The organism is Exiguobacterium sp. s142 (assembly GCF_018618455.1).
Lineage (GTDB): Bacteria > Bacillota > Bacilli > Exiguobacteriales > Exiguobacteriaceae > Exiguobacterium > Exiguobacterium aurantiacum_A.
This window is the reverse complement of record NZ_JACSMB010000001.1, coordinates 394,108-410,358: the sequence shown is the minus strand read 5'-3', so window position 1 is coordinate 410,358 and position 16,251 is coordinate 394,108. Positions and strand designations below refer to the sequence as shown.

The window sequence follows — 16,251 nt, the reverse complement described above, 5'->3', positions numbered from 1 at the left end:
GTGAATGGTGAACGACCGGAACATCTTGCTTTGTGTGAGCGGCGGTATCGCTGCATATAAGGCGTGCGCACTCACGTCAAAACTCGTTCAAGCAGGCGCGAACGTCCGCGTGGCGATGACAGCATCAGCTGAGCAGTTCGTCGGAAAGGCGACGTTTCAAGCACTCAGTCGCAATCCGATCTATTCGGACGTGTTCGAAGAGCACGACCCGACGAAGATCGCCCACATCGATGTCGTTGATACGAGTGATTTAATCGTCGTCGCCCCGGCGACGGCGAATATCATCGCTAAACTTGCTAACGGAATCGCCGACGACTTCATCACGACCTCGATCTTAGCAGCGAAATGTCCCGTCATCGTATCTCCGGCGATGAACGTCAATATGCTCGAACATCCGGCGACCCGCCGAAATATCGAGACGCTCAAATCATACGGCTATCAAATCATCGAGCCGGGTGTCGGCAATCTGGCCTGCGGCTGGATTGGCGGCGGACGTCTGCCCGAACCGGAAGATCTCGTCCGCATCATCGCGAGCCAGTTCGTCCCGAAACACTTGCTTGAAAAACACGTCTTGATCACGGCTGGTCCGACGGTCGAACGTATCGATCCGGTCCGGTTTTTATCCAACGATTCATCCGGGAAGATGGGAGTCGCCCTTGCTGAGGCGGCGCGAGATATGGGAGCGAACGTGACGCTCGTCCACGGCCCGCTCCAAGTCCCGGTCCCAGACGGGGTGACCGCGATCGCGGTCGAGTCGGGACAACAGATGCTCGAGACCGTGCTCGAGCGATTTGCGACGCAAGACATCGTCATCAAGTCGGCGGCGGTCGCTGACTATCGTCCGAAGACGGTCCACACCGAGAAACATAAAAAAGTCCACGGCCCGTTGACGATCGAGCTCGAGGAGACGACCGATATTTTAAAAGAGCTTGGAACGAAGAAGACGCATCAGCTCCTCGTTGGATTCGCTGCCGAGACAGAGCACCTTGAAGACCATGCCCGGGCTAAACTCGAGCGTAAAAACGTTGACTTCTTGGTCGCGAATGACGTGTCGAAGCGAGACATCGGTTTCCGGTCTGACGACAACGAAGTCGTCTTATTCCGAGCGGATGGCTCATCTGTCCGTCTGCCGCGGCAGAGTAAACAACGTCTCGCCCACGAGTTGCTCGCCTACTTTAAGGAAGGTTTACGATGATTGCCCACGTCCACGTCGATGCTCCGGTCATCACGATCGACCGACCGTTTGACTATGAGGTCCCGGTCCAGTTCGAGTCGTTGATCGAGCCAGGTATGCGCGTATCGGTACCGTTCGGATCGAGACGGTTACTCGGCATCGTGACAGGGATATCGGACGGAACACGTGAAGGGTTAAAACCGCTCGAAGCACTTCTTGACGAAGAGTCGTCTTTGACCGAAGAGTTGCTCGAACTGTCGACGCACGTGAAACAGACGACGCTTTGCTTCCGCTCATCGGCACTGCTCGCCATGTTGCCGGCGGCGCTGAAAGTCAGTTACGATAAAGCGATCAAAGGGGAGTCACTTCCTGAGGGTGTTCGGGCCGGCACACACTTGTCCGAGTATCCAAAAGAAGTTCAGTCGCTGATTTTGGCCATGGCCAAAAAAGGGGACTTGTCGCTTTCACCGGTGCTTAAAGAGAAACGAACGGTCAAAACCGACTTGTTGATCGAGTTGAAGGATGCGAGCGTCGTCCCGGCGCGTGCCAAAAAACAGCTCGAGGCGGTCCGGCTACTTGAAGACGTGCCTCGTATGTACTGGTCGTCGCTCCGTCAAATCGGATTGACGCGGCCCCAGCTGCAAAAGCTCGAGACGCTCGGTGCTGTCAAAGTGACCGAAGTCGAATTGAATCGAGACCCGTACGCTTCGATCGAACAAGTGATCGATGATGTCCAACTGAACGACAGTCAAACGGAAGCGGTGCGCGCGATTCGCGAGGCCGAAGCCGGTGAGACGTTGTTGCTCCACGGCGTGACGGGAAGCGGAAAGACCGAAGTGTATCTCGAGTCGATCGGCCAAGTCGTCGATGACGGGAAGCAAGCCGTCTTGCTCGTCCCAGAGATCAGCTTGACACCGATGATGGTCAAACGGTTCAAACGCCGTTTTGGCGACCGCGTCGCCGTACTCCATAGCGCCTTGTCGCAAGGCGAGAAGTACGATGAGTGGCGGAAAATCAAGCGACGGGAAGTCGACGTCGTCGTCGGCGCCCGATCGGCCATTTTTGCTCCGCTCGAACACATCGGCCTGCTCATCCTAGACGAAGAGCATGAGACGACGTATAAACAAGAAGAAAATCCACGCTATCATGCGCGCGACGTCGCAATTTGGCGCGCCCGTTATCACGGCTGTCCGGTCGTGCTCGGAAGTGCGACACCGTCGCTCGAGTCATTCGCCCGCGCTCAAAAAGGCGTCTATCGCTATTTGCATTTGAGTGAACGCTATGGCGGCAAGATGCCGCCCGTCCATATTGTCGATATGCGTCGCGAGCTCGCGAAAGGGAACACGACGATGTTCTCGGAAGACTTATTTCTGGCCATCAACGACCGGATTGCGAAGAAAGAACAATGTGTCATCTTGCTAAATCGCCGCGGGTTCACGACGTTCGTCATGTGCCGTGATTGCGGGGAAGGGCTCACTTGCCCACATTGCGCCGTCAACTTGACGTATCATCAGCACGGCGACCGGCTCAAATGCCACTATTGTGGCTATGAGATCGGGATGCCGCCGAAATGCCCGACGTGCGACAGTAAAAAGATCAAACAGTTCGGCACCGGCACACAAAAGATCGAGACCGAACTGTTGAACCGAATCCCCGAGGCTCGAATCATCCGCATGGATCAGGATACGACGTCACGTAAAGGGTCGCACGAACAGTTATTGAAACGGTTTGAGGACGGCGAGGCCGACATTCTGCTCGGTACCCAGATGATTGCCAAAGGGCTCGATTTTCCGAACGTCACGCTCGTCGGGGTACTTGCGGCCGATGCGACGCTCGGCATGCCCGACTTTCGGGCGACCGAACGCACGTTCCAACTCGTCACCCAAGTCGCCGGACGAGCCGGACGTGGAAGTTTACCGGGTGAGGCGTACGTCCAGACGTACAATCCGGACCATTATGTCATCGAGACGGCGAGTGGGCATGATTATGAGTCGTTTTTCGAGCGCGAGATGAAACTCAGACAAGTCGGCAACCATCCGCCTTACTGGTACGTGACGCTCGTCACGTTCGCGGCTGAAAATCCGCTCGTCGCGCAAGCCGAGGCCGACCTGTTCGCCGCCGATTTCGCGGCAGCGCACGTCGAGCAGTCCCGGCTGAACGGACCGATGCCGGCACCGTTATCGAAACTTAAAAACTTGTATCGCTACCAGCTGTTTATCAAGACGAAACAACCGGAAGCGTTATATCCCGTTCTCGCCATGCTGCAACAAGCGCGGGCGAAAGCGATCAGCAAAAAAGAATATCAATTGAGTATAGATGTAAATCCATACGTCTGCATGTGAGGTGGAACGAAATGTATAAAGTAGTCGAAATTCCAAATGAGATTTTGCGGGTCAACTGTGACCCGGTGACAAAGTTTGACAAGAAGTTGCGCCAGACGGTCGACCGGCTGTTTGACACGATGTATGAGTATGATGGCGTCGGTGTGGCCGCGCCGCAAGTCAATTTGAACCAGCGCCTTGCCGTCGTCCATACTGACGACGAAACAGGTCCGCTCGTATTGATCAATCCAGAGATCATTTCGACCGCAGGCAAAGCCGTCGGATTAGAAGGGTGCTTGAGCATTCCGGGTGAGTTCGGATTCGTCGAACGACATGAGTCGATCGTCGTCAAGACGCAAGACATGAAAGGGCGCTTTCAAGAAGTGAAAGCAAGCGGCTTCTTCGCGCGCGCCATCCAACACGAGATCGACCATTTAGACGGTGTCCTGTTCACCGATAAACTCGCCGTTCCTAAACCAGGAACCGACAAGCGGATCGTCTTCATGGGCACACCGGCGTTTGCCGTATCCGTACTTGAGCGCTTGCTCGAAGAAGGATACAATGTCGTAGGTGTTGTCTCGCAGCCGGACAAACCGGTCGGTCGCAAGCGCGAGCTCAAACCGACACCGGTTAAAGAGTGTGCGCTCCGTCATAACATCCCGGTATTGCAGCCGATCAAAGTCCGCACCGATTACGAGGATATTTTGGCGCTTGAACCGGATTTGATTGTGACGGCGGCTTACGGGCAAATCGTGCCGAGTGAACTGTTAGAGGCGCCGACACATGGCGCGATCAACGTGCACGCCTCGCTCCTTCCAAAATACAGGGGGGGCGCACCGATCCATCAAGCGATTTTGGACGGAGAGACAGAAACGGGCGTCACGATCATGTACATGGTCGATAAATTGGATGCGGGGGACATGATCGCGAACACGATCGTCCCGATCGAAGAGACAGACACGGTCGGTACGCTGTTCGACAAACTTGCCGTCGCAGGGTCTGATCTGTTGATCAAGACGTTGCCAGCCTTTTTAGAAGGCTGGATCGAAGCGGTACCGCAAGACGAACGTGACGTCACGTTCGCACCGAACATTAGCCGGGACCGCGAACAGCTGGACTGGTCGCAGCCGGGTGCATCGATCTTCAACCACATTCGTGGCATGAACCCGTTCCCGACGGCGTATACATTGATCGCGGGTGAGCGGGTGAAAGTGTTCGCGAGCGAGAAGACGAGCGGGAGCGGTGAGGCGGGCACAATCGTCCGGCTTGAAGAGGATGGGTTTGTGGTCGCGACCGGAAATGACGTCGCCATCAAAGTGACAGAGTTACAGCCGGCCGGAAAAAAACGGATGGACGGTGCCACGTTCATGCGCGGTGCCGGACAAAAGCTGCAAGTGGGCGACCAATTAGGAGGGTGACATGAACGTAAGACAAGCAGCGCTTGATACGCTGATCAAAATCGAACAAGGCGGAGCCTATTCGACGATCGCGGTCAACGATTTATTAAACCAAAAAAAGCTAGCTTCAAAAGACGTGGGACTTTACACAGAGCTCGTCTACGGAACGCTCGGGCGGAAGCGAACGCTTGATTATATATTGGAGAAGCGTGTCCAAAACCCGAAAAAACTAGATAGTTTCGTCTTACCGCTCCTGCGGATGAGCGTGTATCAACTGTTCTATTTAGACAAAGTGCCGGACCGGGCCGTCTTACACGAGGCGGTCGAGATCGCCAAAAAACGTGGGCACTCCGGCATCGGCAAGTTCGTCAACGGCGTGTTGCGCAACGTCACTCGTGACGGGTTCCCAGATTTGAGTGGGCTTCCTGACGCCGAACGGATCGCGATCGAGCACAGTCATCCCGACTGGCTCGTCGCGGATTGGATCAACACGTACGGGATTGAGGCGACCGAGGCGATGTGCAAGTTGAACAACGAGCCGGCCCCGGTGACAGTTCGCGTCAACCGCAAACAAATCACGGTCGACGAGATGATCGAACGCCTCGCCGAGTCAGGCGTACAAGCTTCACGTTCTGAGCTATCTTCAGACGGTCTCGTCATCGAGTCCGGAAACGTTCATACGACGCCGTTTATCGATGCAGGAATTTTGTCGATTCAAGATGAGAGCTCGATGATCGTCGCCGACGCGCTCAGTGCCGAGAAGACCGAACGCGTGCTCGACGCGTGTGCCGCGCCAGGCGGCAAAGCGATGCACACCGCCGAACGGATGGACGGCGGGACGCTCGTGGCGCTCGACCTTCACCCTCATAAGGCAAAACTGATCGAACGACAAGTGAAGCGATTGCAAATCGATGGAGTGACCGCACTAGCCCTCGATGCAAGAGACGCCGGAGATGAGTTCGAACGTGAGAGCTTTGACCGCATCTTGCTCGATGTCCCGTGCTCGGGTCTAGGTGTCATTCGCCGCAAGCCAGATATTAAATGGACGAAGGACAAAGAATCCCTTTCTGGACTGCCGATCATCCAACGTGAAATTATTGACGCTGTCTTGCCACTACTGAAGCAAGGTGGTACGCTAGTGTACTCGACATGTACAATCGACCCGTCTGAAAATGAACGGCAGGCCGACTATATATTGTCGAACGGATTGACGTGGGATGAAACACTCCGAGATCGTCTTCCTGAAGTGTTACGTCCGATGGTGTCATCGGACCGCGCCGAACTCAAACTACTTCCGACGACGTTCGGAACTGACGGCTTCTACATCGCCGCATTTAAGAAAGAGGTATAAACATGAATCCAAAAGCAGTTGAAAAAACCCCATTAGTCGGCGCCAAGCCGTCTTTATATTCGCTCACATACCCTGAACTCGAACAATGGCTCATCGATGCAGGAGAAAAGTCGTTTCGGGCGAAACAGTTATATGACTGGATGTATGTCAAACGTGTGACGTCATTCGATGATATGACGAACTTGTCGAAACCGCTTCGTGAAAAACTCGATGCTTCGTTCCAGTTGACGACGTTAAAAGAACTCGTCCGCCAGGAATCACAAGACGGCACGATCAAGTTCTTGTTCGAGCTCCAAGACGGCTACTCGATCGAGACGGTACTCATGCGTCACGAATACGGCAACTCGGTCTGTGTCACGACACAAGTCGGCTGCCGCATCGGCTGTACGTTCTGTGCATCGACGCTCGGCGGGTTGAAACGTAACCTTGAAGCCGGAGAAATCACGGCTCAAGTATTAGATGTTCAACGGGCGCTCGACGTGAGCGGTGAACGTGTCGACTCGATCGTCGTCATGGGAATCGGCGAACCGTTCGATAACTATGACGAATTGATGCGTTTCTTGCGCACGGTCAACCACGATGACGGGTTGAACATCGGTTCACGCCACATCACCGTCTCAACGAGCGGAATCGTGCCGAAAATCTACAAGTTCGCCGACGAAGGGATGCGCATTAACTTTGCGATTTCACTTCATGCGGCGTCGACGGAAGTTCGGACACGTCTCATGCCGATCAACCGTGCCTACAACTTGGACAAGTTGATGGAAGCCGTCAACTATTACACGGAGAAGAGTGGACGTCGTATCACGTTTGAATACGGTTTGTTCGGTGGCGTCAATGATACAGAAGAAGATGCACACAAGCTTGCCGACTTGTTGAAAGGCGTCAAATGCCACGTCAACTTGATTCCAGTCAACCATGTGCTTGAGCGCGACTATGTGCGCACGCCACGTAATCAAATTTTTGCCTTTGAAAAAGTGCTCAAAGATCGAAAAGTGAACGTGACGATTCGTCGCGAACAAGGTTCGGATATCGATGCGGCTTGTGGGCAGCTTCGAGCGAAGGAGCGCGAACAAGAAACGAGGTAATCAGGAAGATGGAATTAGCATACCGAACCGACCGTGGGCAGGTGAGGGCTCAAAACGAGGATGCCGTCTTGATTTTAGGAGACGCGCATGCCGGGATCGCCCTCGTCGCCGACGGCATGGGGGGGCATGAGGCAGGAGAGGTCGCGAGCGGGCTCGTCATCGAGCAGTTTCGTCGCGCCTTTCCGACGCTTCCGGCCACACCGTTAGCGATGGAGACGTGGTTCCGTGATAACGTGGAGCTGGCAAATGAGCAAGTGCTTGAATTCGCGAAGCAGTCTAATCTCGTCATGATGGGGACGACCATCGCTGGCGTCTGTTGGCATGACGAGACGATTGTCATCGTGCACATCGGCGATAGCCGCGTCTACGCCCTTCGTGGCGGAACACTCCAACAGTTGACGGAAGACCATTCTTACGTCAACGTGCTAAAACAACTTGGGGAATTGACGGAAGAAGAAATGCGGATCCACCCGAAACGAAATATTATCACCCGTGCGATCGGCTCAAAAGAGCACGTCGAACCTGATCTGCAAGTGTTTGCCGACCCCGAGTTCGACACGATTTTAATCTGTACGGATGGCTTGACGACTCACCTGACAGATGAAGCCATCAAACACGCCTTAACTCGTCCCATCTCTGCGGACGCTAAGGCGGACATGTTGATTGATCAAGCCAACCGATTGGGTGGGAGCGACAACATCACTGTGGCGCTCGTCCAATTTACAGATAGAAAGAGAGGATGAATCCGATGCGAAGTGGAGAACGAATCAACGATCGTTATCGGATCGAACAACAAATCGGTAGCGGCGGCATGGCAAATGTCTACCGGGCTCACGATGAGATTTTAAACCGAACCGTCGCCATTAAGGTGTTACGATCTGAATTCTCGCATAACGAACAATTTATACGCCGGTTCGAACGAGAAGCCCATGCGGCAACCAGTCTGAACCATCCAAACATCGTCGCCATTTATGACGTCGGAGATGAACAAGACATTTATTACATCGTCATGGAACATGTCGATGGTATGACGCTCAAACAATATTTACAGGAAGAGTACATATCAATCGAGGAAGCGTTACGGATCATGGGACAGATCTGTGATGCGATCGATCATGCCCATGCCCATCGCATCATTCATCGGGATATCAAACCGCAAAACATGATGATCGACCAAAACGGGAACGTCAAAGTGACCGATTTCGGGATTGCCGTGGCCATGTCGAACGCGACGCTGACCCATACGATGTCAGTCCTCGGGTCGGTCCACTACTTCTCTCCGGAACAAGCGCGTGGCAAGTTTGCCGATGAGAAGTCAGACATTTATTCGCTCGGTGCGGTGCTGTACGAACTTGTGACAGGACGAGTCCCGTTCATCGGTGAGACGCCGGTCGCGGTCGCGTTGCAACATTTGCAAGATGACCCGATCCGACCGCTCGACTTGAACCCTAAAATTCCACAAGCGCTTGAGAACTGTATTATGCAGGCGCTCGCCAAATCGCCGGGGGCACGACATGCCTCGGTCGCTGCTTTTAAAAAAGACTGCTTGACGTCGCTCAGCCCAGACCGAGCGGACGAACCGAAACGGATGCCGACAGAACAAGACGAGTTTGATCAGACGCTCGTCATGGCGCCTGTCGTTCCGGAAGAACCGAAAGAAGTCGTCAAGCAGCCGGCAGCTGCAGTCGAACCGGAATCAGCGACGCCGAAGAAACAAAAGAAAAAGAAGTGGTGGCTCTGGCTAGTGCTCGTTCTTCTATTGATTGGTGGCGGGGTTGCCGCGTATGTGGTTGCAGATGAAATGTCACGTGCCGTCGTGCCTGATGTCGTCGGTATGAGCGTCGGTGATGCGACGACTGAACTGGAAGCATCCGGATTCGTCGTTGAGACGACAGACCGAGTGAGTGACAACGTGTCTGAAGGCGACGTGATTTCGCAAAACCCGCAACCTGGACGGAAGCCGAAGCGTGGAACGGTCGTCACCATCGTCGTGTCTGCTGGGAAAGAGACGGTCGAGATGCCTGACGTCGAAGGGTTGTCTCAAACAGCAGCGGAACGAACGTTGAAAGATCTTGATTTCACAGATATTGAAATCCAATCCGAAGCGTCCGAAACGGTCGACAGCGGAGATGTGATTTCGCAGTCGATCACGCCAGGTGAAGAAGTTATCGCGTCGGAAGAGACGGTCACGCTCGTCGTCTCGACCGGTAGCAATAAAATTGAGCTCGCCAATTTGACGGGCTACACGTTCGAAGAGGCGTCAACTTATGCCGAGCAAAACAACTTGAAAATCGTGAAACGCGATGAGTATTCGACGAGCATCCCAGCGAATCAAATCATTCGTCAACTTCCGACGTCAGGGACGGCGGTCGACCCGGGAACGGAACTGACGGTCATCGTCTCACAAGGGGTCGAGCCGACCGACATCTCGATCGAGCGAGAAGTGGACGTCGAAATCGAACCGCCGGCAGAAGGTGACGAGGCGGAGCCGGTCGAAGTCGTCATCCGTACCGTCGATGCCCGTGGTGAGATCGAAGTGTTGCGTGATATGATCACAGAAACGACGACGTATTCCTATACGCTCGTCATTGCTCCGGACGAAGTCGGTACCGCGACGATTGAAGTCGAGGGAGAAGTCGTTCGGACCGATACGGTGACATACGCCCAAGCAAAAGATTCACAATGAAGAGGTGGCGTGCGCGTCACCTCTTTTCTAAGGAGGAAACAGGATGAAAGGAACGATTATTCGCTTGCAAGGTGGATTTTATGATGTCATGACCGAAACGAAAGTTGAAATCAGATGTCGCGCCCGAGGAAACTTCCGGAACCGAAACATTTCGCCCGTCGTCGGGGACGACGTCGATATTCAAGACCAAGGGGACGGGACCGGCTACATCATGGCTGTCGATGAGCGATCGAACCATCTCGTCCGTCCGCCGATCGCCAACATCGATCAGGCGTTTCTGCTCTTTTCCGTGAAAGAGCCGGCGTTCTCGTTTCATTTGCTTGACCGCTTTCTCATTTTGATCGAATCGAAGCAAGTTCACCCGATCATCGTGTTGACGAAGATGGACTTGTTGCTAGAAGCTGAGAAGGAAAAAATTAGTGCGGCGGCAGCGCTATACCGTTCGATCGGCTATCAAGTCATTGAGACGTCGACCGAAGACGGAGCTGGGATCGAGCTCATCCGCAGCGCGTTCAAAGACAAGACGAGCGTATTCGCCGGACAGACCGGCGTCGGGAAGAGTTCGTTGCTGAACGCGGTCGCACCGGAGCTTGAACTCGCGACTGGTAAAATTTCGAAAGCGCTTGGCCGCGGGAAGCATACGACGCGTCACGTCACGCTCATCACACTCGCGGACGGGTTCGTCGCCGATACACCTGGATTCTCGAGTCTTGAGTTCCCGGAAGAACTTGAAGTCGAGGAGATGCGTTGGTGTTTCCCTGAATTCGTCTTGCGGCACGATGACTGTAAATTCCGTGGTTGCGCCCATTTGAACGAGCCAGGTTGTGCCGTCAAAGCGGCGGTCGAGGCCGGAGAAATCGCTTCCACCCGCTATGCGAACTATGTTACGTTTATGGAGGAATTAAAAGATAGACAACGGAGGTACTAACATGATTAAAATCGCACCATCGATCCTGTCGGCCGATTTTGCCAACCTTGAGGCAGAGGTCAAAGCGGTCCAAGAAGCAGGGGCCGATTACATCCATTTTGACGTCATGGACGGTCAGTTCGTGCCGAACATCTCGATTGGACTGCCGGTACTCAAAAGTTTGCGTGACAAGTCGGACATGGTATTAGACGTCCATTTGATGATTGACCAGCCGGAACGGTTCGTCGAGGACTTCGTTCAAGCAGGCGCCGATATCGTCACGGTCCATGTCGAGGCGACAAACCATTTGCATCGCGTATTGCAACAAATCAAAGGAGCCGGCGCCAAGTGTGGTGTCGTCTTGAACCCACATACGCCGTTGTCATCAATCGAGCACGTGCTCGGTGATGTCGATATGGTGTTGCTCATGACCGTGAACCCTGGCTTTGGCGGCCAAGCGTTCATCGAAGCGGTCGTCCCGAAGATTGCGGCGCTCAGCGAGATGCGCCAAGCGCGTCGTCTCGACTTCGAGATCGAGATCGATGGCGGGGTAAATCCTGCGACGGCAAAACTTTGTATCGACGCAGGTGCCGACGTCCTCGTTGCCGGTTCAGCCATCTATAACGAACCGAGCTATAAAGACGCAATCGATAGCATTCGCAACGCGTCTCGTGTATAATCGTCTGTAGAACAACAAATATTGTCGCAAGGGGTGTCACATCTGTGGCTGAGAGGCATGAGCTAACCCTTTGAACCTGTTCCGTTCACACGGACGTAGGGATGTGGCGAAAATGCACGTTGCTACACGATAGCAGCATGGCGTTTACGTCATGCTGCTTTTTGTCGTTCACTCATATCAAGGAGGGAATAAGATGAAACAACGTTTAAAACTACAGGCGCTCATTGAAATCTCGCTGTTCGCCTCGCTCGGACTGATCTTTGACATGCTCATCCCATATCGGTTGCCGCAAGGCGGAGCAGTCAGCTTGGCGATGCTGCCGATTCTCGTGATGGCTTATCGGCATGGATTGAGAGGCGGACTCGCGACAGGCGCGCTCGTCGGGACGCTACAACTGTTATTTGGGGCCTATATCTTCACGCCGGTCCAGTTTTTACTCGACTACACGGTCGCCTACGGCCTCGTCGGAGTCGCCGGCATCTTCGCCGGGCAAGTCAAACAGTCGGCAAAAGACGGCGCCAAGAAAACGCTCACGTTCTATTTGATTCTCGGGGCGTTGATCGGCTCGGCGCTCCGCTACGTTGCGCACGTCGTCTCCGGCATCGTCTTCTTCGCCGAGTATGCGGAAGGACCGGTCGTCTTGTACTCGCTCGGCTATAACTTGACGTATATGTTGCCGTCGTTCCTCGTCTCGGCGGTCGTGATCGTGCTCTTGTTCACGTCGGCGCCGCGTTTCGCGACGCTCGCGACACGGGACATCAGATAATGCGTGTCTTGATTGTGGCTGCGAGCCCGGAAGCGGTCCCTGAGCTTCCTCGGAACGCCGATTACGTCATCGGCGTCGACGGCGGCTATCATACGCTGCTCGACCGTGGGATGAAGCCGGACCTGCTCGTCGGTGACTTTGATTCGTTCACAGGCACCGTGCCGGAGGAAGCTGTCCGTTATCCGTCTGAAAAAGACGTGACCGACCTTGAGATCGCTCTCGAGGCGGCACGAGGGAAAGGGGCGGACGTGATCGACGTGTACGGTGCACTCGGGGGCAGACTCGATATGACGCTCAGCAACGTCGGTCTGCTCGAGGCGTACCCCGAGATGCGGTTGTTCGCAGACGGGCAAGAAGTGCGCCTCGTCGGAAAAGGGGACTATCGTCTCCCGCGTCGTCCTGACCATTACTTGTCGCTCGTACCTTGGAAACGGGCCTCGGTCTCGATTCGTGGCGTCAAGTACCCGCTCGAGAACCATGACGTCGTCAGCCATGAGGCGCTGACGATCTCAAACGAGTGGTCGGCGGAAGAGGCGGATTTGCTCGTTCATAGCGGCAACGTCTTGATTATGTATATAAAGAAATAAACAAAAAAATCCCATCGGCGCATGCCGCTGGGATTTATTTCGTTCGTGTATGGTAATTATACGCGTTCAACGAGACCTGATTTAAGAGCGCGAGCTGAAACCCAAACTCGTTTAGGTTTACCGTCAACGAGAATGCGAACTTTTTGTACGTTTACACCCCAAGTACGTTTTGTCTTGTTGAGTGCGTGCGAACGGTTGTTACCTGACTTAGGTGACTTACCTGTTACGTAGCATTTACGTGCCATGCGTTTCCCCTCCTTTTTTATGTGGGTTCGTCCTAATAGACACTCGTTTATATTAGCATGGGTTTTTTCACGATGCAACTAGAAAATAACCGGATGACAAGAAAAAAACTTGACATTACGGATGAGGATTTTAATAATGAATGAGGGTTGCGGTTACAATTGACCGAGTTTAGGGGCATGTCCTTTTAATAACTAGGTACTTATTGTAGAATATACTGTAGGAATCATTCCGAATAAAGGAGGCTACTCCATATGGCAATTGAAATGAAGACAACATATGGCAATATTGATATCACGAACGACGTGGTCGCGACACTCGCGGGCGGTGCGGCGATGGAATGTTTCGGCGTCGTAGGAATGGCGTCACAAGCTCAACTGAAAGACGGGATCGCAGAACTGCTCAAACGTGAGAATTATGCGCGTGGCGTTGTCGTACGTCAAGATGGAGAAGACGTACATATCGATATGCACATCATCGTGAGCTACGGGACGAAAGTGTCGGAAGTCGCTTACAACGTGCAAAGTCGTGTAAAATACACGCTCGGTGAAACTTTAGGATTAAACGTTTCGTCGGTAAATATATTCGTACAAGGCGTTCGTCTGACGAATGACTGACGAGAACGAAGGAGGATTTGGTGTGGGGTTAAAACGTTTAGATGGATTGGTGTTTGCGCAAATGGTCGCAAACGGTGCAGCCAACTTGAGCCAAAATGCAGATTACGTGGATTCGCTTAACGTCTTCCCGGTCCCAGACGGCGACACGGGAACGAACATGAATTTGACGATGACTTCAGGTGCGAAGGAAGTGGCCGCACTCGACACAGCGAACATCGCTGACGTGTCATCGAAGTTTGCCCGCGGCCTACTTATGGGGGCCCGTGGGAATTCGGGTGTTATTTTGAGCCAATTATTCCGTGGTTTCGGTAAATCGATCGAAGGAAAGACAGAATTGTCGACACTCGACTTTGCCGAGGCACTCAAACGTGGCGTCGACACGGCATACAAGGCGGTTATGAAACCGGTTGAAGGAACGATTTTGACGGTTGCTCGTGAAGCGGCCGACGAAGCGCTCCGTGCCTCTGAGTCGACGAGCGACTTCAATGAGTTCATGGAGCAAGTGATCACGGAAGCGAAAGCGTCGCTCGAGCGGACACCTGATTTGTTGCCGGTCTTAAAAGAAGTCGGTGTCGTCGACTCAGGCGGTCAAGGTCTCCTCGTCATCTATGAAGGGTTCCTCGCGAGCCTTGAAGGGAAAGAGCTCGAGAAGCCGCACGCACCGGTCATGGATGCCCTCGTTGAGGCAGAACACCATGCTGCGCAAGGTTTCATGTCGACGGAAGATATCGAATTTGGATATTGCACGGAGATCATGGTCCGTTTCCAAGACGAAAAGTTGAAACAGACTCCGTTCGATGAGGACGTGTTCCGTAACGAGTTGTCTGAACTCGGAGACTCGCTCCTTGTCGTCGCCGACGAAGAGTTGCTCAAAGTCCACGTTCACGTCGAGACGCCGGGCGACGTCATCACGAAAGGACAACGTTTTGGTGAGCTTGTCGCGGTCAAGATCGAGAACATGCGTCAACAGCATTCGACGATTCTTGAAGAAGAGCACGGTGCCAACCAGCACGGCGTTCAAGCGACTGCCGTCAAAGCGAAAGTGCCTTACGCGATCGTCACCGTCGCCATGGGTGAAGGTGTCAGTGAACTGTTCCGTTCGCTCGGTGCCGCACATGTCATCGAAGGCGGGCAGACGATGAACCCGTCGACGGAAGACATCGTCAAAGCGATTGAAGCGGCGAACGCCGAGCACGTCTTCATCTTCCCGAACAACTCGAACATCATCATGGCCGCTGAGCAAGCGGCATCGGTCGCACCTTGCGGCGTCTCGGTCATTCCGACGAAGACGGTACCACAAGGACTAGCGGCTGCCATCGCGTTCAATCCTGAAGCGGATGTCGAGACGAACGAGTCGGTCATGAAGACAGCCGCAACTGCGGTCAAGTCAGGACAAGTGACATACGCTGTCCGTGACACGAGTATCGACGGTGTCGAGATTCGTAAAGATGATCATATGGCGATTGCTGAGAAGAAAATCGTCGCATCATCAAAATCGAGTCTAGAAGCGGCAAAAGCGCTCGTAGATGCACTTGTGGACGCGGATGATGAGATTGTCACGATTTTGACGGGCGAAGGTTCGTCGGCGGAAGACGTCGCAGCACTCTCGGCTTACATCGAATCGAAGAACGATGAGATTGAAATCGAAGTTCACGACGGTAAACAACCGCTCTACTCCTACATTTTTAGTGTGGAATAAGCTGTATCTCAGCCCTGCCTTCTGTATAATGAAGGTAGGGTTTTTTTGAAAGGGGGAAATGCGATGAAATATCGCAGTGTGTTTGATATTATCGGACCGGTCATGGTCGGACCATCGAGTTCGCATACGGCCGGAGCCGCACGCATCGGTCTTATGGCCGGCAAACTGTTCGGCCGAACGCCGGACCTCGCGCGGATCACGTTTTACGGGTCGTTCGCCGACACGTATCGAGGTCACGGGACAGACGTCGCCATCGTCGGAGGCATCATGGGGTTCGATACGTTCGATCTTCGCATCCCGCAAGCGCTCGACATCGCGAAAGAGCGGGGAATCGAAGTCGTCTTTGAGACGAGCGACGCGCTCACGGATCATCCGAACACGGCTCGGGTTCATCTCGAGGACGCGGAGGGGACGTTTGAGATCGTTGGGATCTCGATTGGCGGTGGCACGATTGAAATCACCGAATTGAACGGATTCCCGCTCAAGCTTTCCGGCGGTGGACCGGCACTCGTCGTCTTGCATCACGATCGCTTCGGGGCGATCGCGGCCGTGACGGGCATACTCGCCAAGCACGAACTGAACATCGGGCATATGGAAGTGAGCCGTCATGAAAAAGGCAAGCAAGCCTTGATGGCGATTGAAATGGATGAACCGATGCCAAAAGACGTATTAGCGGAACTGGAACGGTTACCTCAAATCGAACGGGTAGCCATCTTTGGGGAATAAGGAGAAACGA

Annotated in this window: 15 protein-coding genes, 1 pseudogene and 1 riboswitch; of the genes and pseudogenes, 15 read left to right on the top strand and 1 reads right to left on the bottom strand. The window is 53.8% G+C overall.

Features of this window, described 5'->3' with window-relative positions:
* Positions 1–4: 4 nt before the first annotated feature.
* From coaBC to KNP77_RS02045, 12 genes and pseudogenes are all read left to right on the top strand, one after another.
* Positions 5–1,195, top strand: coding sequence for a bifunctional phosphopantothenoylcysteine decarboxylase/phosphopantothenate--cysteine ligase CoaBC (coaBC, locus tag KNP77_RS02095; RefSeq protein WP_214888072.1), 1,191 nt, complete (start codon positions 5–7; stop codon positions 1,193–1,195).
* On the top strand, positions 1,192–3,516 hold the full coding sequence (priA, locus tag KNP77_RS02090; protein ID WP_214888068.1) for a primosomal protein N': 2,325 nt from the start codon (positions 1,192–1,194) through the stop codon (positions 3,514–3,516). Before coaBC ends, priA begins: the two co-directional genes overlap by 4 nt.
* Positions 3,517–3,527: 11 nt before the next feature.
* Positions 3,528–3,956, top strand: a pseudogene (def, locus tag KNP77_RS15935) (peptide deformylase); the annotation flags it as partial.
* Positions 3,942–4,913, top strand: coding sequence for a methionyl-tRNA formyltransferase (gene fmt, locus KNP77_RS02085; RefSeq protein ID WP_285800997.1), 972 nt, complete (start codon positions 3,942–3,944; stop codon positions 4,911–4,913). The pseudogene def and the gene fmt, both read left to right, overlap by 15 nt.
* Before the next feature lies 1 nt (position 4,914).
* Complete coding sequence (gene rsmB / locus KNP77_RS02080) at positions 4,915–6,243, top strand: 16S rRNA (cytosine(967)-C(5))-methyltransferase RsmB (protein ID WP_214888062.1); 1,329 nt, start codon at positions 4,915–4,917, stop codon at positions 6,241–6,243.
* Positions 6,244–6,245: 2 nt separating this feature from the next.
* The gene (rlmN, locus tag KNP77_RS02075) at positions 6,246–7,331 is read left to right on the top strand and encodes a dual-specificity RNA methyltransferase RlmN (protein ID WP_131456238.1); all 1,086 of its coding nucleotides are present in this window, start codon (positions 6,246–6,248) and stop codon (positions 7,329–7,331) included.
* An 8-nt stretch (positions 7,332–7,339) separates the two neighbouring features.
* Positions 7,340–8,074 (top strand): Stp1/IreP family PP2C-type Ser/Thr phosphatase, encoded by a 735-nt coding sequence (locus KNP77_RS02070; protein ID WP_214888059.1) that lies wholly within the window; start codon positions 7,340–7,342, stop codon positions 8,072–8,074.
* 5 nt (positions 8,075–8,079) lie between these two features.
* Positions 8,080–10,017 carry a Stk1 family PASTA domain-containing Ser/Thr kinase gene (gene pknB / locus KNP77_RS02065; protein ID WP_214888057.1) on the top strand — a complete coding sequence of 646 codons (1,938 nt, stop codon included), beginning with the start codon at positions 8,080–8,082 and terminating at the stop codon, positions 10,015–10,017.
* Between the two features lie 43 nt (positions 10,018–10,060).
* A complete protein-coding gene (rsgA, locus tag KNP77_RS02060; protein WP_070327526.1) occupies positions 10,061–10,945 on the top strand; it encodes a ribosome small subunit-dependent GTPase A in 885 nt (294 codons plus the stop codon).
* Between the two features lies 1 nt (position 10,946).
* Positions 10,947–11,603, top strand: coding sequence for a ribulose-phosphate 3-epimerase (gene rpe / locus KNP77_RS02055; protein WP_070327525.1), 657 nt, complete (start codon positions 10,947–10,949; stop codon positions 11,601–11,603).
* 19 nt (positions 11,604–11,622) lie between these two features.
* Positions 11,623–11,722, top strand: a riboswitch (TPP riboswitch).
* A 74-nt stretch (positions 11,723–11,796) separates the two neighbouring features.
* Positions 11,797–12,369, top strand: coding sequence for an energy-coupled thiamine transporter ThiT (gene thiT / locus KNP77_RS02050; protein WP_070327524.1), 573 nt, complete (start codon positions 11,797–11,799; stop codon positions 12,367–12,369).
* Positions 12,369–12,956 carry a thiamine diphosphokinase gene (locus KNP77_RS02045; RefSeq protein WP_070327523.1) on the top strand — a complete coding sequence of 196 codons (588 nt, stop codon included), beginning with the start codon at positions 12,369–12,371 and terminating at the stop codon, positions 12,954–12,956. The genes thiT and KNP77_RS02045 overlap by 1 nt, the downstream gene beginning before the upstream one ends.
* 56 nt (positions 12,957–13,012) lie before the next feature.
* On the opposite strand, the gene rpmB is transcribed toward KNP77_RS02045, so the two are convergent.
* On the bottom strand, positions 13,013–13,201 hold the full coding sequence (gene rpmB, locus KNP77_RS02040) for a 50S ribosomal protein L28 (RefSeq protein ID WP_015881349.1): 189 nt from the start codon (positions 13,199–13,201) through the stop codon (positions 13,013–13,015).
* A 252-nt stretch (positions 13,202–13,453) separates the two neighbouring features.
* Here rpmB and KNP77_RS02035 point away from each other — a divergent pair, with 252 nt between their 5' ends.
* The 3 genes from KNP77_RS02035 (at position 13,454) to sdaAB (ending at position 16,241) form a co-directional block, all read left to right on the top strand.
* Positions 13,454–13,816: an Asp23/Gls24 family envelope stress response protein gene (locus tag KNP77_RS02035; RefSeq protein WP_016509701.1), complete on the top strand. Its 363-nt coding sequence runs from the start codon at positions 13,454–13,456 to the stop codon at positions 13,814–13,816.
* A gap of 22 nt (positions 13,817–13,838) precedes the next feature.
* Positions 13,839–15,515, top strand: coding sequence for a DAK2 domain-containing protein (locus KNP77_RS02030; protein ID WP_214888054.1), 1,677 nt, complete (start codon positions 13,839–13,841; stop codon positions 15,513–15,515).
* A gap of 63 nt (positions 15,516–15,578) precedes the next feature.
* A complete protein-coding gene (gene sdaAB / locus KNP77_RS02025) occupies positions 15,579–16,241 on the top strand; it encodes an L-serine ammonia-lyase, iron-sulfur-dependent subunit beta (RefSeq protein ID WP_035386362.1) in 663 nt (220 codons plus the stop codon).
* The last annotated feature ends 10 nt before the right edge of the window (positions 16,242–16,251 follow it).